This is a genomic window from Bordetella sp. FB-8, assembly GCF_000382185.1.
Classification (GTDB): domain Bacteria; phylum Pseudomonadota; class Gammaproteobacteria; order Burkholderiales; family Burkholderiaceae_B; genus Bordetella.
Window position 1 is genome coordinate 2,612,409 of sequence record NZ_KB907784.1, and the last position, 18,115, is coordinate 2,630,523.

Consider the following 18,115-nt stretch of genomic DNA (forward strand, 5'->3'; position numbering starts at 1 on the left):
GGGGTAGCCAAGCCGAAGGCGCGGCGTGTGGGCTTTATTATCAGAACATCGAACAATCAAACAAACGGGATATCCATCATGGCCATTACCGACGTCGTCGTTCCCCAACTATCCGAATCCATCTCGGAAGCGACTCTGCTGAACTGGAAGAAGAAGGCCGGCGAAGCCGTCTCCGCCGACGAAACTCTCATCGAAATCGAGACCGACAAGGTCGTGCTCGAAGTGCCCGCGCCCGCCTCGGGCGTGCTGGCTGAAATCATAGAAGCCGACGGCGCCACCGTCACTTCGGGTCAGTTGCTGGCCAAGATCGACACCGCTGCCAAGGCTGCCGCCGCGCCCGCCGCCGTCGCCGCACCCACGCCTGCCGCGGTCCCCGCCGCCATCGCCGCGGCGGCTGTCGCCGCCGTGCCCGCCGGCAATGCCGCCGCCGTGCCCGCCGGCAATGCCGCCGCCGGCATCGCCTCGCCCGCCGCCTCGAAGATCCTGGCCGAGAAGGGCGTGGACGCCGCTTCCGTGTCCGGCAGCGGCCGCGACGGCCGCGTAACCAAGGGCGATGCCCTGGCTGCCAGCGCCGCCGCGCCGAAGGCCGCGGTTGCGGCCGTTCCCCCGACCCTGTCGCTGGACGGGCGCCCGGAGCAGCGCGTGCCCATGAGCCGTCTGCGCGCGCGCGTCGCCGAGCGACTACTGCAATCGCAGCAGGAAAACGCCATCCTGACGACCTTCAACGAAGTCAACATGAAGGCCGTCATCGATCTGCGCAACAAGTACAAGGAAAAATTCGAGAAGGACCACGGTGTCAAGCTCGGCTTCATGTCCTTCTTCGTCAAGGCTGCCGTCGCCGCGCTCAAGAAGTATCCGATCATCAACGCTTCGGTCGATGGCAAGGACATCATCTACCACGGCTACTTCGACATCGGCATCGCCGTGGGCAGCCCGCGCGGCCTGGTGGTGCCCATTCTGCGCAACGCCGATCAGCTCTCGATCGCCGACATCGAAAAAGCCATTGGCGATTTCGGCAAGCGCGCTGCCGACGGCAAGCTGGGCATCGAGGAGATGACCGGCGGCACCTTCTCCATCTCCAACGGCGGCGTGTTCGGTTCGATGCTGTCCACTCCCATCATCAACCCGCCGCAATCAGCCATCCTGGGCATCCATGCCACCAAGGACCGGCCCGTGGTCGAGAACGGACAAGTCGTGATCCGTCCGATCAATTACCTGGCCATGTCCTACGATCACCGCATCATCGACGGCCGCGAAGCCGTGCTGGGCCTGGTGGCCATGAAGGAAGCGCTGGAAGACCCGCAGCGCATGCTGCTGGACCTGTAATCGGAGCGTATCGACATGGCTAAACAATTCGACGTGATCGTTATCGGTGCCGGCCCCGGCGGCTATATCGCCGCCATCCGAGCGGCTCAGCTGGGCATGTCCGTGGCCTGCGTCGACGCCTGGCAGAACGGCCAGGGCGGCCCGGCTCCCGGCGGCACCTGCACCAACGTGGGTTGCATTCCCTCGAAGGCGCTGCTGCAGTCGTCCGAGCACTACCAGGCCGCCGGCCATCACTTTGCCGAGCACGGCATCGAGGTCAAGGGCCTGGAGCTCAAGCTGGACACCATGATTGGCCGCAAGAACAGCGTGGTCAAGCAGAACAACGATGGCATCCTGTATCTGTTCAAGAAGAACAAGGTCGCTTTCTTCCACGGCAAAGGCGCCTTCGCCGGCAAGGCCGATGGCGGCTATGCCGTCAAGGTGACCGGCACCACCAGCGAAGACCTGGTGGGCAAGCACGTCGTCGTGGCCACGGGTTCGTCGCCGCGCGCGCTGCCCGGCCTGCCTTTCGATGAAAAGGTCGTGCTGTCCAATGACGGCGCCCTGAGCCTGGACATCGTACCCAAGAAGCTGGGCGTGATCGGCGGCGGCGTGATCGGCCTGGAAATGGGCAGCGTGTGGCGACGCCTGGGCGCTGAGGTTACCGTCCTGGAGGCCATGCCGGAATTCCTGGCCTTGGTCGACCAGCAGGTGGCCAAGGAAGCTCAGAAGATATTCACCAAGCAGGGCCTGGCTATCGAGACCGGCATCAAGCTCGGAGACGTGAAGGCATCCGCCAAGAGCGTCACCGTACCTTACGCCAACGCCAAGGGCGAAGAGCAGAAGCTGGTGGTGGACAAGCTGATCGTCTCGATCGGCCGCATTCCCTATACCGGTGGGCTAAATCCCGAGGCCGTGGGCCTGCAGCTCGATGAGCGCGGTTTCGTGTCGGTGGACGGCGACTGCAAGACCAACCTGCCCAATGTCTGGGCCATCGGCGACGTGGTGCGCGGTCCCATGCTGGCGCACAAGGCCGAGGAAGAAGGCGTTGCGGTTGCCGAGTGCATCGCCGGCCAGCACGGCCATGTCAACTTCGACACGATTCCGTCGGTGATTTATACCTCGCCGGAAATCGCCTGGGTCGGCAAGAACGAGCAGCAGCTCAAGAAAGAAGGCCGCGAATACAAGGCCGGCTCCTTTCCCTTTCTGGCCAACGGCCGCGCCCGCGCGTTGGGCGACACCACCGGCTTTGCCAAGGTGATCGCCGATGCCAAGACCGACGAGGTCCTGGGCGTGCACATCATCGGACCCATGGCCTCCGAGCTGATCGCCGAAGCCGTGACCATCATGGAATTCAAGGGCGCCGCCGAAGACATCGCCCGCATCTGCCACGCCCATCCCACGTTGTCGGAGTCGGTGAAGGAAGCCGCCCTGGCTGTGGATAAGCGCGCGCTGAATTTCTGAGGCATGAGCGCAGTGGGCGGTCATTCGTCTACCGCGCGAGCTGCGCACAATGCGGTGAGTTGACCGCACTGCGATTCAGCGCACCCAGGCCCCAGGGACAATTCGAAGCACAGGCGCCAGCAGCGCCGAGCATCGGAATTGCTCCGGGGGCCTGGGCGGTTAAAGAACTCAATGCAGCAGTTCGATTCGCAACGCAGCAAGCTAAAAACCCAACATTGGGCGGTTCTCCTTAATCAGGGGGCCGCCCATTGCATATCCGCACCAGCGATGAACGTCCAGGAATACTACGAACAGGCCCTAGCCGAACGCGGCTACCAGTCCGACCAGGCCCAGAAGCGCGCCATCAATCGCCTGCAGCGCTACTACGACGACTGGGTGCACTACAAGGCCCTGCGCAGCAATGCCCTGAAGAAGCTGCTCAACCGCCCCGAAGTGCCGCGCGGCGTCTACCTGTGGGGCGGCGTTGGGCGCGGCAAGAGCTTCCTGATGGACGCTTTCTACGCCACCGTTCCCGTGGTGCGCAAGACACGGCTGCATTTTCACGAATTCATGCGCAGCGTGCATCGCGAGCTGGAAGAAGTGAAGGGCATGCAGGATCCGCTGGACGAAGTCGCGCGTCGTATCGCGCGCCGGTGCCGGCTCATCTGCTTCGACGAGTTCCATGTGTCGGACATCGCCGATGCCATGATCCTGTACCGCCTGCTGCTCAAACTGTTCGAGTACGGCACCTCATTCATCATGACCTCCAACTACGAGCCGTCCACGCTTTACCCCGACGGTCTGCACCGCGACCGCATCCTGCCGGCCATCGAGCTGATCCAGAAGCGTATGGACGTGCTCAATGTGGACGCCGGCGTCGACTACCGGCGCCGCAGTCTGGAGCAGGTGCGCAGCTATCACTGTCCGCTCGACGAAGAGGCGAACGCGGCCTTGCAGGATGCCTTCGACAAGCTGGCCGATACGCCGCCCGAGAAGGTTCCGCTGCTGCATATCGAGCACCGCCAGATCAAGGCGCTGGCACTGGCCGGCACAGTGGTGTGGTTCGATTTCGCCACGTTGTGCGGCGGGCCGCGCTCGCAGAACGACTATCTGGAACTGGCCAGCCGCTTCAATGCGGTGATTCTCTCGGGGGTGCCGCGCATGGGACCCAGGCACCAGTCCGAGGCGCGCCGCTTCACCTGGCTGGTGGACGTGTTCTACGACCACAAGGTCAAGCTCATTATGTCGGCGCAATGTCCGCCCGAGGAGCTTTATACCGACGGAGCCTTTGCCAACGAGTTTCAGCGGACGGTGTCGCGCATTCTGGAGATGCAGTCCAAGCAATACCTGGAATCGGAGCGGCGGCACACCGTGGATTTGTAGCGGGCTGCGAATGCGCCCGATCCGTGTGCCGGATCACTGCACGGTGCGGTTGCGGCCTTCGCGCTTGGCCGTATAGAGGTTGTGGTCGGCGTGGGGAAACAGGCTCCACAGCGTTTTTTCCAGATTAATGCCGGCTTGCTCGGAATAAGCGATGCCGATGCTGATGGTGACCAATACATCCCGCCGCTCGTGCTTGAGCGGGGTATCGGCAATCGCTCGACGCACCGTGTCGGCCAAGGCGTAAAAGACCGGCGGCTCGTAGCCGAAGCAAACCACCATGAATTCCTCGCCACCGATGCGGCTGATGAGCCGTGGCTCGGGAACCGTGTCGTGGACGACGGCGGCGATGTGCTTGAGAACCAGGTCGCCGCAAGCGTGCCCCAGGCTGTCGTTGATCCGCTTGAAATGATCGACATCGATCAGCATGATGTTCATGCGGGTGTCGCGGTATTCGCGCAGCGTGGTGTAGCGGCTCAAGGCATCGGCCAGGCCGAAGCGGGACAGGGTGCTGGTCAGGAAATCGTAGCTGGCCTGCTGGCGCAGCTTCAGGTTGAGCCTGCGTATGGTGCTCATGTTGATGGCGATGAGCAGGGGGCCGAAGATCGCCGCGGCGATCCCCAGTCGCAGCACCGAGAGCATGTAGGGTACGCTGCGGCCCCACATGTCGACCAGGCCGGGGACGTGGATCGACGCGATGATCAGCTGCACGCAGCCGGTGCCCAGGGTGATGAGCTGCACCAGCCAAACCGGATAGGAAATGGCGCACCATGTCAGCGCCGGCAGCACCAGCATCAGAATCAGGAAAGGCCCGATCGACAGGCTCAGGCCTATCGAGACCAGCAAGGACAATAGCGGTAGCGTGCTGCGCCAGGTGAGACTGATCGGGTGCTCGATGTGGACCTTGCCGCCGAACAGGCTTAGCAAGAAGGGCAGGCACAGTATCGAGGTGTAGAACTGCTCGGTGAACCAGCCGAACACGGCTTGCGTCAGGGACGCATAAGCGTAAGGCGTGGCCTGCTGCATCGGCCCGCCCACCGCGGCGCAAGCGGCCGAAGCGGCCAGGCAGGCCAGGATCAGATGAAAGAATGCCGCGACGTCGTTCTGCCCTTGTCTGATGATCCGGGAGCGGGACAGCCACAAGGCCAGGACGAGGACAAAGACGAGATCGGCCGCATTGAACAGGAAGGGCGGAAGGCTCCAGCCCCAATGTGTGCAGTCCTGAAGGGCCAGGCCCGCATAAGCAATGATGTAGCTTGCGGGCTTGCGGGCCAGGCCATAGCGGTGAATCAGCGCCGCACAAGTGACGTTGGCGGGCCAGAACACCGACAGGCTCAAGGCCGATATGTGGGTATAGGTACCCAGCAGGCCTAGCACGAATGCCACTACAAAAATGAGAAGATAGGGCCAATAGCGAGAACTTTCTTTCAAGGGGAGAAAGCGTTGTTGCATGTCGGGGAGCCGGATTTCTCGTGTATTCGCGCTGTATTGCTGGTTTATGGCTTAGCCGTCTATCTTAGCGTAATCGGTTCTCGGCTCGGCCGTGCCGGCTCGGTTCCCGCCCGGGTTTACCCGGCCGAGTTAAACTTGCGCGCATTGTTTCCTGATCCCCATGCCTTCATGAATACCCGCGTTCTCACCGGCATCACCACCACCGGCACGCCCCATCTGGGCAACTATGCCGGCGCCATCCGCCCTGCCGTGCGGGCCAGCACTCAGCCCGGCGTCGATGCCTTCTTCTTCCTGGCCGACTATCACGCACTCATCAAGTGCGACGATCCCGCCCGCGTGGCGCGTTCGCGCCTGGAATTGGCGGCGACCTGGCTGGCCTGCGGCCTGGATCCGGAGCGCGTGACCTTCTACCGGCAGTCGGACATCCCGGAGATCCCCGAACTTACCTGGCTGCTGACCTGCGTCGCCCCCAAGGGCCTGATGAACCGCGCGCACGCCTACAAGGCTTCGGTGGACGCCAACGCGGAAAAAGGCGTCGATCCGGACGACGGCATCACCATGGGCTTGTTCTCGTATCCCGTCCTGATGGCTGCCGACATTGTGATGTTCAACGCGCACAAGGTGCCCGTGGGCCGCGACCAGGTGCAGCATCTGGAAATGGCGCGCGATATCGCCGATCGCTTCAATCGCCTGTATGGCGATGATTTCTTCGTCCTGCCCGAAGTGCAGATCGAAGAAGAGGTGGCCACGTTGCCGGGCCTGGACGGGCGCAAAATGTCCAAGAGCTACAACAACACCGTTCCGTTGTTCGAGGGCGGCGCCCCGGCGCTGCGCGCGGCCATCATGCGCATCGTGACGGATTCGAAACAACCGGGCGAGCCCAAGGACGCGGAGGGTTCGCACCTATATACGCTGTACCGCGCGTTTGCGACCACGACCCAGAGCGACGTTTTTCGCAAGCAATTGGAAGAGGGCATGGGGTGGGGCCAGGCCAAGCAGGCGCTGTACGAGAAATTGGAAGGCGAGATTGCGCCCATGCGCGAACGCTACGACACCCTGATCGCAAATCCAGCCAGGCTGGAAGAGGTCCTGCTGGCTGGCGCGGCCAAGGCGCGCAGGCTGGCCACGCCGGCCATCGAGCGCCTGCGCGAGGCGGTGGGCCTGCGCAATTTGAACGCCGAGGCGCTCAAGAAGACGACCGGGTCCGGCAAACCCGCCGAGAAGGCCGCCAAGGGCGCACGCTTTGTGAGCTTTCGCGAGAAAGACGGCAGCTTTCGTTTTCGCTTGATGTCGGCCGACGGAAGTGAATTGCTGACTTCGATCCCGTATGCCGACGCCAGGCAGGCGGGCGCTGTCCTCAAGCGGCTGCCGTCCGATGCCGCATTGCAGGCGCAAGGGGAAGGCTTCGCAGCGTTGCTGGACGGCGCTGCGGTGGCGCAGTCGGCGGCCGGCGCGACCTTGGATCAGGCGCGCACCGCGCTGGCTTCACTCGCGCAGGGCTGAGGCAATCATGCGCGAGCGCACGATTGCGTATCAGCGCTTGAGCTTGGCGAAGGCGTTGGCCATTGCACTATTGGCGGGAGAGCCTCGGCCGGCATCGACTTGAGGCCGACGCTGGCCGCCACGCGTGGACGCGGGGGAGCCGCCGTCCTGGCCGCGGCGCGCAGGCTCGGCGGCATCGTTCAGGCGCATGGTCAAGGCCACGCGCTGACGCGCCACGTCGACTTCGAGCACTTTCACGGTCACGGTCTGTCCGACGCGCACCACGTCGCGCGGATCCTTGACGAATTTTTCGGATAGGGCCGAGATATGCACCAGGCCGTCCTGGTGCACACCCACGTCGACGAAGGCACCGAAATTGGCCACGTTGGTCACCACGCCTTCCAGCACCATGCCGGGCACGAGGTCCTTGAGCGTCTCGACGCCGTCCTTGAACTGCGCGGTCTTGAACTCGGGGCGTGGATCGCGGCCTGGCTTTTCCAGTTCGCCGAAGATGTCGCGCACGGTGGGCAGGCCGAAGCGTTCGTCGGTGAAGTCGGCAGGCGACACGCCCTTGAGCGCTTCGCGCTGGCCGATGATCTCCTTCATGTCCTTGCGCACCCGGGCCAGGATGCGTTCGACCACCGGATAGGCTTCGGGATGCACGGACGAGGCGTCGAGCGGATTGGCGCCGTTGGGTATCCGCAGGAAACCCGCGGCCTGTTCGAAGGCCTTGTCGCCAAAGCGCGGCACGTCGCGCAGCGCCGCGCGCGTGGCAAATGCGCCGCGCTCGTCGCGCCAGGACACGATATTCTTGGCCAGCAGCGTGTTCAGGCCCGAGACGCGCGCCAGCAGGGCGGCTGAGGCGGTGTTCACGTCCACGCCCACGGCGTTCACGCAGTCTTCGACCACCGCGTCCAGCGAGCGGGCCAGCTCGCGCTGGTTCAGATCGTGCTGATACTGTCCCACGCCGATGGCCTTGGGGTCAATCTTGACCAGCTCGGCCAGCGGATCCTGCAGGCGCCGGGCGATGGACACGGCGCCGCGCAGGGTCACATCCAGGTCGGGGAATTCCGCGGCCGCGGCTTCCGAAGCCGAATACACCGATGCGCCGGCCTCGGACACCACCACGCGCGTGAGTGTCAGGTCTTTGAAGCGCGCCATCATTTCACCCACCAGCTTTTCGCTTTCTCGCGAGGCGGTGCCATTGCCGATGGCGACCAGGTCCACCTTGTGGCGGGCGCACAGCGCAGCCAGTGTATTGATGGTGCCTTCGACATCGCGGCGCGGCTCGAAAGGATAGACGGTGGTGGTCTCGACCACCTTGCCGGTGGGATCGATGACGGCGATCTTGCAGCCGGTGCGTATGCCCGGGTCCAGGCCCAGTACCGCCTTGGGACCGGCGGGGGCGGCCAGCAGCAGGTCCTTTAGGTTGGCGGCGAAGACGCGGATGGCTTCCGCTTCGGCCTGCTCTCGTAGTTTGCCGAAAAACTCGCTCTCGAAAGCCGTGAGCAGTTTCACCCGCCAGGTCCAGCGGCAGACTTCGCCCAGCCAGAGCGAACGCGGCGTGGCGTCTAGTGCAAACAGGCTTTTGCCGAGTTTGAGGAACGCGGCGATGCGCGTCACGCACGGGTGCGGTTTCTCGGCTTCCAGCTCGGTCTGCAGGCCCACGCGCAGTTCCAGCACGCCCTGCTGGCGGCCGCGCAGGAGCGCGAGCACGCGGTGCGAAGGCAGCGTGCGCAAAGATTCGCTGAAGTCGAACCAGTCGCGAAAGTTCGCGCCCTCGGCTTGCTTGCCTTCGGATACCTTGGAATACAGCACACCGGTATGCCATAGATGCTCGCGCATGTCGGCCAGCAAGTCGGCGTTCTCGGCATAGCGTTCGGCCAGAATGTCGCGCGCGCCGTCCAGCGCCGCCTTGGCGTCGGTGATCGAGGCCTCGGGGTTCAGGTACCGCGCGGCCAGGGCGGCCGGGTCGCATGAGGCATCGGCCAAGATGGCATCGGCCAGCGGCTCCAGGCCTGCCTCGCGCGCGATCTGGGCACGGGTGCGACGCTTGGGCTTGTAGGGGGCGTAGAGATCCTCAAGCCGCTGCTTGGTGTCGGCCGTGGCGATTTCCTGCTTCAGCTCGGCAGTGAGCTTGCCCTGCTGCGTGATGGACTCCAGGATGGCCAGGCGGCGTGTCTCGAGTTCGCGCAAGTAGACCAGGCGCACTTCCAGTTCGCGCAGTACGGTGTCGTCCAGGCCGCCGGTGGCTTCCTTGCGGTAGCGCGCGATGAAAGGCACCGTGGCGCCGTCGTCCAGCAGATCCACGGCGGCGGCCACCTGGGCGGGGCGTGAGTTCAGCTCGCTGGCAAGCTGGGCAATGATGCGGGCGGGATCGACAGCGGGGGCGGTAACGGCAGAGGAAGCAAGAGACATCGGAAATGCGGGAAAAATGCGGAGAAAGGAGGATTTTGCCATACCCCGGGGCGCAGGCCGCGGACCCGTGCGGGTATCATGATCCACATGTTCGATTCCGATATCGCCGACTATTTCTCCGAGCATGGCCCGCTGGCGCGCGCGTTGCCCGGCTACCGTTCCCGGCAGGCGCAGGTTGAGCTGGCCGAGGCCATAGGCCAGACCATGCGCGAGCGCGGCACGCTGGTGGCCGAGGCCGGTACGGGCATAGGCAAGACCTGGGCCTATCTGGTGCCAGCCATCGTCCAAGGCGGCAAAGTCCTGATCTCCACCGGCACACGCACCCTACAGGACCAGCTTTACGGCCGCGACCTGCCGCGTGTGCGCGAGGCCCTGGCTGCGCCGGTGTCGGTGGCCCTGCTCAAGGGGCGGGGCAACTACGTATGCCATTACCACCTGGACCGCCTGCAAGGCGACGACCGCGCACTGAAGTCGCGGTCCGAAGGGGCACAACTGCGCAAAATCCAGCGCTTTGCCGGCATATCCAAGACCGGCGACCGCGCCGACCTGGGCGACGTGCCGGAAGATGCCGACATCTGGCAGCGCGTAACTTCCACGCGCGAGAACTGTCTGGGTCAGGACTGTCCGCGCATCCGCGACTGCTTCGTGGTCAAGGCGCGCCGCCAGGCGCAGGAGGCCGATGTGGTGGTGGTCAACCACGCCTTGTTCATGGCCGATCTGGTGCTGCGCGATGAAGGCGTGACCGATCTTTTGCCCGAGGCCGACACGGTGATCTTCGATGAGGCGCATCAGTTGCCCGACACCGCCACGCGCTTTCTGGGCAGCAGCGTGTCCACGCACCAGTTGATGGATTTCGGCCGCGCCATGGAGGCGGCAGGCCTGGCCTATGCGCGCGAGGCGGCCAACTGGGGCGAGGTATCGCGCCAACTGGAGACCGCCGCGCGCGAATTACGCCTGGCCTGCGCGCCGCTGGAGCGCATGCCGGGACGCAAGGCGACCTTCGAGGCCATGCCCGAGCCTGACGTCTTCGACGCGGCGTTGGCGCATTTGCACGAAGTCCTGGATGCCGCGGCGCGCGCCTTGCTGGGCGTGGCCGAGAAGCATCCCGATCTGATGACCGCCGGACGCCAGGGCGCCGAATTGAGTGCTCGCCTGGCGCGCTGGGCGCTGCCCGGGCGCGACGGCAAGTCGTCGCCGCAAGCCCTGGAGGCAGGGTGGGGCACCGATGCCAACTTGCCCGCGCAGGAGTCCGCACACACGACCGGCTCAGCGGCGGATACGGCTTTGCATAGCCCATCCGTCGACGTGTCCGCAGTCTTCGGCGTGGCGGCGCAGGGTCCGATGGTCAGATGGGTCGAGCAAGGCCTGCATCATGTGCGCCTGCATGCCGCACCGCTGTCGGTGGCGCAGGCTTTCTCGCGCTATCGCAAGCCGGAACAGGCCTGGGTGCTGACCTCGGCCACTTTATCGGTGCATGGCGATTTTCATCACTTCATCGCGCAACTGGGCCTGCAGGAAGCTCGCACGGCGCGCTGGGAGTCGCCCTTCGACTATGCCTCGCAGGCTTTGCTGTTCGTTCCTCAGGGCATGCCCGAGCCGCAGTCGCCGCAGTTCACCGAGCGTTTCGTGCAGGCATTGATGCCGCTGCTCGAGGCCAGCCCCGGCGGCGCATTGGTCTTGTGCACGACGCTGCGCGCGGTCGAGCGCGTGGCGCAAGGCCTGGCCGATGCCTTCGAACAGGCAGGCCACGACTGGCCGCTGCTGCGTCAGGGTGATGCCACCAGGCGCGAACTGCTCGATCGCTTCGCCAGGCTGGATCATCCGGTGCTGGTGGGCAGCGCAAGCTTCTGGGAAGGCATAGACCTGCCCGGAGAAATCCTCACGCTGGTGGCCATCGACAAACTGCCCTTCGCCCCGCCCGACGACCCTGTGATCGAGGCGCGCTTGCGCGCCTGCCGGGCGCAGGGCGGCAATCCCTTCGCGGAATATCAACTGCCCGAAGCAGCCCTGGCCTTGAAGCAAGGCGCCGGCCGCCTGATTCGTACCGAGCAGGACTGGGGGGTGCTGATGGTGGGTGATGCGCGCCTGGTGGAAAAACCCTATGGCAAGCGCCTATGGCGCGGTTTGCCGCCGTTCGCGCGCACGCGCAGCCTGGACGAGGCGCTGGCTTTCTATGCGCGCCGAGCGCAACCGGCGTAGTGCGCGATACAACGTTTTTGCTTCGTAATCGGGTATTTTTCTTGGCGAAATAGCGATCCTTGCGGGGGGGCGATCTTTTTTAGGATAGCCCCATCTTTTTTTTGAGACCCAATGTGAAAAGCGGAAATATTTCAGCGTTGGTGGTGATGGGGGTCGCCGGGTGCGGCAAAACCAGCGTTGCGCAGGCCATCGTGGCCCGTCTGGGCGGATGTCTGATCGAAGGCGACGCGTTTCATCCGCAGGTCAATGTGGACAAAATGCGCCGCGGTATAGCACTAACCGACCAGGACAGGCGCGGCTGGCTCGACCGGCTGGTCCAGGAATTGGCGGCTGCACAGCAGGGCGGCGATCACGCTGTACTGGCCTGTTCGGCGCTCAAGCGCCGCTACCGGGACCGCCTGCGCGCCGGGGGGGCGTGCCTGGGCTTCGTTTTTCTGCAGTTGCCCGAAGCTGAAGCCCTCAGTCGCGTGGCGCAGCGTGTCGGCCATTTCATGCCGGACTCCCTGGTGGCCAGCCAGTTCGCCGACCTGGAGCCGCCGTCGGCTGAGGCGCTTGTGCTGACGGTCGACGCCACGCTGCCGGTGCAGGCCATCGCCGAGCAGGTGGCGCACTGGTATGCCCGGATTCAGTCCGGCGGGAACAAATCCGATTGAGGGCAACAAGCGCCGTCCCGGGGTGGCGTGAATGAAGGAGCGGGTCAAACCTCGATTTCAGGAGGGGCCATGACCACAATGTCAGAAAATGCAATACCGAAAGGACGCGGGGTGAGCGATTTTCTTGCTGGGTATGGGCGTACTTATCAAGGATTTCGATCGCATCAACATCTCTGTCGCAGGGCCTGAGCCGATCGAGGCGATGGCCGAGCGCGACTGAATCGTGGGCCGCACGCTCGGACGGCTTTGCCGTTACACAAAAAAGAGCCTGCGCAAGCAGGCTCTCGTTTTTGATGGCTGCCGGATGCTGGCGTCAGAATACCTGCCACCAGGCCTTTTTCGTGAGCAGGGCCAGTCCGTCCTTCTTGTACTTGCTATTGGGATAGTTCTCGTCCAGCACGCGTTCGGAATCCTGCTGCAGCTTGGTCATGCCGAGCTTGCCGTAGGCCAGCGTCATGATGTAGAGCGCGGGCTCCGCCGCCGGCACGCCCGAGAAGTCGGTGATGACGGTCTGGGCGCGATCGGCCGCAGCCAGGTAGGAGCCGTGTTGGTAGTAATAGTTCGCGACATAGACATTGCCCATGGCCAGCGCGTTGACCAGCCAGACCATGCGCAGTTTGGCGTCTTTGGCGTAGCGGCTTTCGGGAAAGCGCTTGACCAACTCGGAAAAGGCGTCATAGGAAGCGTGCAAGCCCTTGGGGTCACGCTCGGCCGGGTCCTGGCCGGAGATCCAGGTGCCCAGTGCGCCGGCCTGCGAGAAGGTGATCAGCCCCTTCAGGTAGAGTGCATAGTCGGTGCCGGGATGGTTGGGATAGAGCCGCATGAACCGGTCGACGTCGGCCAGTGCCTGATCGCGTTCGCCGTCCTTCCAGTTGACGTAGGCCAGGTTCAGATCGGCCTGTTGTGCATAAACGCCGAAGGGGAAGCGACTTTCGATGGCTGTGAGATGGGTGCGGGCCTCACTCCAGCGATCGTTGTTCATGTCGTCCTTGGCCGTGGAGTAGAGCTGCTCGACAGTCCATGTGGCGGTTGGGTCGGGCTTGTCGGCGTTGCCGGCACAGCCGCTGATCAACATCAGGGCCGTCAGGGCCGTCAAGGCCGTGGCAAGGCGCAGCGCCGGGCGGCGCAGGAGGCCGGAAACCGGGCCTGAGAACGAAGGAGCAGCCGGGAGGGACATCACGAGACGTATTTCCTTGATGGTAGGATGTGGGAGGATTATATGATTTGTCTCCATGTCTGATATAGCCTCCGGCCGTTCCCTCAAACAGGCCGCCTCAAAAACGGGGCCCGTCCCTACGGGGGCCGTCTCTGGCGACGGGCTTCTGGACGACCCTTCGGACGAAAACCTGGACGATGTCCTCGGGGGGGGGGCGGCGGGCGAGCCGATTCTCATCACGGTGCCTTCCGGGCAACGCGCCGACCGCCTCGACAAGGTGCTGGCGGCGCTGCTTGCGCAGCATTCCCGCAGCCGCCTGCAAGGCTGGATCGAGGCCGGCCATGTACGGGTCAATGGGGCGATTGCCAAGGTGCGTACCCTCGTCGGACCCACCGACCGGATCGAAGTCCGGGTGCAGCCCAGTCCGGAAAGCCAGGCCTTCGCGCCGGAACCTATTGATTTCACCGTGGTGGCCGACAGTGCCGACTGGATCGTGGTCGACAAACCCGCTGGCCTGGTGACCCATCCCGGCGCCGGCAACTGGCACGGTACTTTGCTCAACGGCCTTTTGCATCGATATCCGGAATTGGTCCGCGTGGCCCGCGCCGGCATTGTGCACCGCCTGGATAAGGACACATCGGGCCTGATGGTGGTGGCGCGCCACGAGACCGCGCAGACGCATCTGGTGAGGCAACTGCAGGCCCGTACGGTGGGGCGGGAGTACCTCGCGCTGGTGCACGGCCGCCTGGGCGCCGGCGGCACGGTAGACCGGCCCCTGGGACGAGATCCGCGTGTGCCGGTGCGCATGAGCGTCGAACGGCCCATCGCGCCCAAGCCCGCCATGACGCATTATCGGGCCGAGCGCCAGGGTGAGGCGCAGTGCGGTGGGTCGCATGCGGCGGCTGCGCCGGTCACGCAGGTGGTCTGCCGCCTGGAAACGGGCCGCACACATCAGATCCGTGTGCACATGGCCAGTCTCGGGCATCCCCTGTTGGGCGATGTTCTGTACGGTGGTCGCCCGCTGGCCGGTGCTGCGCGGCAGATGCTGCATGCGCGAACCCTGCGCTTTGACAACCCCGCCGACGGGGTGCTCTTGACCTTCCAGTCCTGCTTGCCGGAGGACATGCTCGCAGTCCAGGAATCCATACGATGGAATTCATAAGTGTCGAAAAGCGAATCGGCGATCTGCCGGTCGTGACAGGCGCCGATTGGCCGGGGGTGCGCTACTTCTGCACCACGCGTGCCGGCGGCGTGGGCACCGCACCGCACGATACGCTCAATCTGGGTCTGCGCGCCAACGACCGGCCCGAGGCTGTAGCCGAGAACCGCCGCCGCGTGTGCGCGGCGGCGCCGGGCGAACCCCTGTGGCTGCGCCAGGTGCATGGCGCAGATGTGGTGGATGCCGATGCGCCGTGCGGGCCGGTCGAGCCGCCGGCCGACGCCAGCGTGACCATCCAGCCCGGCCGGGTGCTGGCTATCATGGTGGCCGACTGTCTGCCCGTGGTCATCAGCGATGCGCACGGCAGTGTCCTGGGCGTGGCGCACGCGGGATGGCGCGGCCTGGCGGGCGGCGTACTCGAGAACACGCTGCGCGCCATGCAGGCCAAGCAGCCCGCGGCGCAGGGCTGGCGTGCCTGGGTGGGGCCGGGCATCGGTCCCGCGGCTTTCGAGGTGGGCGAGGACGTGCTGCAGGCTTTTGCGCCCGACGGCCCCGAGGCCTTGGCGCTATTTGTACCGCGGCCCGGCCTGCCGCAGCCCGGCCTGACGCGGCCCGGCCTAACGCGGCCCGGCCTGCCCGGGAAATGGCTGGCCGACCTTCCGGCCCTGGCGCGTCTGCGCCTGCAGCGCGCGGGCATCGCCCAGCCGGCCCTGAGCGGCCTGTGTACCGTGGGCGACCCAGACCGATTTTTCTCGTATCGCCGCGATCGCATTACCGGTCGGATGGCGCTTCTTGCCTGGCTTGGAACCCGCTGAAATTCAGCAGACAAGTTGCTTGCCGCACATCGGGATCCTTCCGTATACCCTGACTTGACAGTCATGCTCGGGGCCAGCAACATCGACTTAAAGTGTTTTATAACAATAGTCAGACTGGTGTGGTGTGGGTAATCCTCAATTCAGCGCAATGCCGGGTGCAATCAGCGTAGCCCCGGAAGTCCTGGCCCAGATCCAGGCCGATTTTTCGTGCGAATGGCAGCGTCTTTGCAGAGAGGCCGAGAACGGCGTCCTGGCGCCCCCCAAGGATAGGCGGTTTTCCAGCGCAGCCTGGGCCTCCAACGGGCAGCACGTGCTGGTGGCCCATGCCTATCTGCTCCTGTCTCGAATCATGAACCGCATGGTCGACGCGGCCCAGATCAGTGATTCCCTGCGCGAGCGCCTGCGCTTTTCCGCGATGCAGTGGGTCGATGCGCTTTCGCCGGCCAACTTCCTGGCTTTCAATCCGGAGGCCCAACAATCCATTGTCGAAAGCGCCGGCAAGACGCTTTCCATGGGAATGGCCAACCTGCTGCACGATCTGAAGAAAGGTCGCATCAGCCAGACCGACGAATCGCATTTCGAGGTGGGCCGCAACCTGGCATGCACGCCCGGCCAGGTCGTGTTCGAAAACCGCCTGATGCAACTGCTCCAGTACGCCCCGCAGACCGATACGGTGCACCAGCGGCCACTGGTGATCATCCCGCCCAACATCAACAAGTTCTACATCCTGGATCTGCAGCCCGACAATTCCTTCGTGCGTTATGCGGTGGAGCAGGGTCATACGGTCTTCATCGTGTCCTGGCGTAATCCGTTGGAGACCGATGTCGACGGCGTCGACAAATCCACCTGGACCGACTACCTGGATAGCGCCGTGCTCAGGGCCCTTGCGGTTGCCGCCAGTATCACCGGCCAGGAACAGGTCAACGCATTGGGCTTCTGCGTGGGCGGCACCATGCTGGCTTCGGCCCTGGCGCTGGCCCAGGCGCGCGGCGAGAAGCCCGTGGCTTCGCTCACTCTGCTGACTTCGATGCTCGATTTCCACGACACGGGCATCTTGAGCGTGTTCGTCGACGAGAACCATGCCTTGTTCCGCGACCAGCAGTTGGGCCGCGGCGGGCTGATGTCCGCGCGCGACCTGTCCACCACGTTTTCTTTCCTGCGTCCCAACGAGCTGGTGTGGAACTATGTCGTGGGCAACTATCTCAAGGGCCAGACGCCTGCCCCCTTCGATCTGCTGTTCTGGAACTCCGATAGCACCAACCTGCCAGGTCCTTTTTTCACCTGGTACTTTCGCAATACCTATCTCGAGAACAACCTGAAGGTGCCGGGTAAGGCGCAGGCCGCGGGCCTGCCGCTGGACCTTACCCGGCTGGACATGCCGGCCTATCTGTACGGTTCGCGCGAAGACCATATCGTGCCCTGGCCCTCGGCCTACGCGTCCACGCAGTTGTTGCGCGGCCCGGTGCATTTCGTGCTGGGAGCCTCGGGGCATATTGCTGGCGTGGTCAACCCGGCATCGCGCAATAAACGCTGCTACTGGGTCCGCCCGACGGACGGGGGCAAGATGCCCGGCGACCCGAACGCATGGCTGGAAAAAGCCGAAGAGCACCCCGGTAGCTGGTGGGCGGACTGGGCTCAATGGCTGGCGCAGCACGGCGGCAAGCGGGTGAAGGCGCCGCGCAGCCAGGGCAGCGCCGACTACAAGCCCATCGAGCCGGCGCCAGGACGATATGTGAAGGTGCGCGCCGTATAGAGGCAAGCAGCAGGGCTGGCTAGTCCGCAATTATAAGCAATCACACCCCGGGTATGGCGCGCCCAGCCTGAACAACTAGGAGACATCACATGAGTAGCGGCAAACTGGCATACGTAACGGGCGGCATGGGCGGTATCGGCACCGCGATCTGCCAGCGCTTGGCCACGGATGGGTTCCGCGTCGTGGCAGGTTGCGGCCCCAGCCGCAATTACAAGCAATGGATCGACGAGCAGGCTGCGCTGGGTTATGTCTTCTACGCTTCGGCCGGTAACGTGGCTGACTGGGAGTCTACTGTGGAGGCCTTCGAGAAAATCAAGGCGGATCACGGCCAAGTGGACGTGCTGGTGAATAACGCCGGTATCACGCGCGACGGATTGTTCCGCAAGATGACGGCGGACGACTGGCGCGCTGTCATCGACACCAACCTCAACAGCCTTTTCAACGTTACCAAGCAGGTCATCGACGGCATGGTCGAGAAGCTGTGGGGGCGCATCATCAATATCAGTTCGGTGAATGGGCAAAAGGGCCAGTTCGGTCAGACCAACTATTCCACCGCCAAGGCGGGCATCCACGGTTTCACTATGGCCCTGGCGCAGGAAGTCGCCGGCAAGGGGGTTACGGTCAACACGATCTCTCCGGGCTATATCGGCACCGACATGGTCCGTGCCATCCGCCCCGAGGTACTCGAGAAAATCGTGGCCACCATCCCGGTCAAGCGCCTGGGCACGCCTGAAGAAATCGCTTCCATCACTGCCTGGCTGGCCTCGGACGAGTCCGGCTTCTCCACCGGCGCCGATTTTTCGCTCAACGGCGGCCTGCACATGGGCTGAGCCGGGGCGCCCAGGATTGGTTTCAGTCCAGACAGATCCTGGGCGTAAACTGAAGTGCTCCCATCCAAGA

General features: G+C 64.3%; 13 protein-coding genes. 10 read left to right on the top strand and 3 right to left on the bottom strand.

What is annotated here, in order from left to right; translation table 11 throughout:
• Window positions 1-78: 78 nt before the first annotated feature.
• The 3 genes from odhB (at window position 79) to zapE (ending at window position 4,131) form a co-directional block, all read left to right on the top strand.
• Entirely contained in the window at window positions 79-1,326 is a 1,248-nt protein-coding gene (gene odhB / locus H143_RS0112535) for a 2-oxoglutarate dehydrogenase complex dihydrolipoyllysine-residue succinyltransferase (protein WP_019938591.1), read from the top strand.
• 15 nt (window positions 1,327-1,341) lie between these two features.
• Window positions 1,342-2,769, top strand: coding sequence for a dihydrolipoyl dehydrogenase (gene lpdA, locus H143_RS0112540; RefSeq protein ID WP_019938592.1), 1,428 nt, complete (start codon window positions 1,342-1,344; stop codon window positions 2,767-2,769).
• Window positions 2,770-3,036: 267 nt separating this feature from the next.
• Window positions 3,037-4,131, top strand: coding sequence for a cell division protein ZapE (gene zapE / locus H143_RS0112545; RefSeq protein WP_019938593.1), 1,095 nt, complete (start codon window positions 3,037-3,039; stop codon window positions 4,129-4,131).
• Between the two features lie 33 nt (window positions 4,132-4,164).
• On the opposite strand, the gene H143_RS0112550 is transcribed toward zapE, so the two are convergent.
• The gene (locus H143_RS0112550; protein ID WP_231378502.1) at window positions 4,165-5,514 is read right to left on the bottom strand and encodes a GGDEF domain-containing protein; all 1,350 of its coding nucleotides are present in this window, start codon (window positions 5,512-5,514) and stop codon (window positions 4,165-4,167) included.
• A gap of 234 nt (window positions 5,515-5,748) precedes the next feature.
• On the opposite strand from H143_RS0112550, the gene H143_RS0112555 reads away from it, so the two are divergent.
• On the top strand, window positions 5,749-7,083 hold the full coding sequence (locus tag H143_RS0112555) for a tryptophan--tRNA ligase (RefSeq protein WP_019938595.1): 1,335 nt from the start codon (window positions 5,749-5,751) through the stop codon (window positions 7,081-7,083).
• 30 nt (window positions 7,084-7,113) lie between these two features.
• Here H143_RS0112555 and tex read toward each other — a convergent pair whose 3' ends face one another.
• Window positions 7,114-9,480, bottom strand: coding sequence for an RNA-binding transcriptional accessory protein Tex (gene tex / locus H143_RS0112560; RefSeq protein WP_026350008.1), 2,367 nt, complete (start codon window positions 9,478-9,480; stop codon window positions 7,114-7,116).
• An 87-nt stretch (window positions 9,481-9,567) separates the two neighbouring features.
• On the opposite strand from tex, the gene H143_RS0112565 reads away from it, so the two are divergent.
• Complete coding sequence (locus H143_RS0112565) at window positions 9,568-11,679, top strand: ATP-dependent DNA helicase (RefSeq protein WP_019938597.1); 2,112 nt, start codon at window positions 9,568-9,570, stop codon at window positions 11,677-11,679.
• Window positions 11,680-11,825: 146 nt separating this feature from the next.
• A complete protein-coding gene (locus tag H143_RS20620; protein ID WP_019938598.1) occupies window positions 11,826-12,332 on the top strand; it encodes a gluconokinase in 507 nt (168 codons plus the stop codon).
• A 313-nt stretch (window positions 12,333-12,645) separates the two neighbouring features.
• On the opposite strand, the gene H143_RS0112580 is transcribed toward H143_RS20620, so the two are convergent.
• Window positions 12,646-13,407, bottom strand: a complete 762-nt coding sequence (locus H143_RS0112580; protein WP_033366535.1) for an outer membrane protein assembly factor BamD — start codon at window positions 13,405-13,407, stop codon at window positions 12,646-12,648.
• 157 nt (window positions 13,408-13,564) lie between these two features.
• Between H143_RS0112580 and H143_RS0112585 the strand changes: the two genes are divergently transcribed.
• The 4 genes from H143_RS0112585 to phbB all read left to right on the top strand — a co-directional run bounded on the left by H143_RS0112585 (window position 13,565) and on the right by phbB (window position 18,045).
• Window positions 13,565-14,650 (top strand): RluA family pseudouridine synthase, encoded by a 1,086-nt coding sequence (locus H143_RS0112585; RefSeq protein ID WP_019938601.1) that lies wholly within the window; start codon window positions 13,565-13,567, stop codon window positions 14,648-14,650.
• A complete protein-coding gene (gene pgeF / locus H143_RS0112590) occupies window positions 14,638-15,462 on the top strand; it encodes a peptidoglycan editing factor PgeF (protein WP_019938602.1) in 825 nt (274 codons plus the stop codon). The genes H143_RS0112585 and pgeF overlap by 13 nt, the downstream gene beginning before the upstream one ends.
• Window positions 15,463-15,610: 148 nt before the next feature.
• The gene (locus tag H143_RS0112595) at window positions 15,611-17,215 is read left to right on the top strand and encodes an alpha/beta hydrolase (protein WP_019938603.1); all 1,605 of its coding nucleotides are present in this window, start codon (window positions 15,611-15,613) and stop codon (window positions 17,213-17,215) included.
• Window positions 17,216-17,304: 89 nt separating this feature from the next.
• The gene (gene phbB / locus H143_RS0112600; protein ID WP_019938604.1) at window positions 17,305-18,045 is read left to right on the top strand and encodes an acetoacetyl-CoA reductase; all 741 of its coding nucleotides are present in this window, start codon (window positions 17,305-17,307) and stop codon (window positions 18,043-18,045) included.
• The last annotated feature ends 70 nt before the right edge of the window (window positions 18,046-18,115 follow it).

Bases quoted from the DNA above. Each gene is read 5' to 3' on its own strand.
- odhB (WP_019938591.1), top strand. From the start codon at position 79: ATGGCCATTACCGACGTCGTCGTTCCCCAACTATCCGAATCCATCTCG.
- lpdA (WP_019938592.1), top strand. From the start codon at position 1,342: ATGGCTAAACAATTCGACGTGATCGTTATCGGTGCCGGCCCCGGCGGC.
- zapE (WP_019938593.1), top strand. From the start codon at position 3,037: ATGAACGTCCAGGAATACTACGAACAGGCCCTAGCCGAACGCGGCTAC.
- H143_RS0112555 (WP_019938595.1), top strand. From the start codon at position 5,749: ATGAATACCCGCGTTCTCACCGGCATCACCACCACCGGCACGCCCCAT.
- tex (WP_026350008.1), bottom strand. From the start codon at position 9,480: ATGTCTCTTGCTTCCTCTGCCGTTACCGCCCCCGCTGTCGATCCCGCC.
- H143_RS0112565 (WP_019938597.1), top strand. From the start codon at position 9,568: ATGTTCGATTCCGATATCGCCGACTATTTCTCCGAGCATGGCCCGCTG.
- H143_RS20620 (WP_019938598.1), top strand. From the start codon at position 11,826: ATGGGGGTCGCCGGGTGCGGCAAAACCAGCGTTGCGCAGGCCATCGTG.
- H143_RS0112580 (WP_033366535.1), bottom strand. From the start codon at position 13,407: ATGTTGATCAGCGGCTGTGCCGGCAACGCCGACAAGCCCGACCCAACC.
- H143_RS0112585 (WP_019938601.1), top strand. From the start codon at position 13,565: ATGTCTGATATAGCCTCCGGCCGTTCCCTCAAACAGGCCGCCTCAAAA.
- pgeF (WP_019938602.1), top strand. From the start codon at position 14,638: ATGGAATTCATAAGTGTCGAAAAGCGAATCGGCGATCTGCCGGTCGTG.
- H143_RS0112595 (WP_019938603.1), top strand. From the start codon at position 15,611: ATGCCGGGTGCAATCAGCGTAGCCCCGGAAGTCCTGGCCCAGATCCAG.
- phbB (WP_019938604.1), top strand. From the start codon at position 17,305: ATGAGTAGCGGCAAACTGGCATACGTAACGGGCGGCATGGGCGGTATC.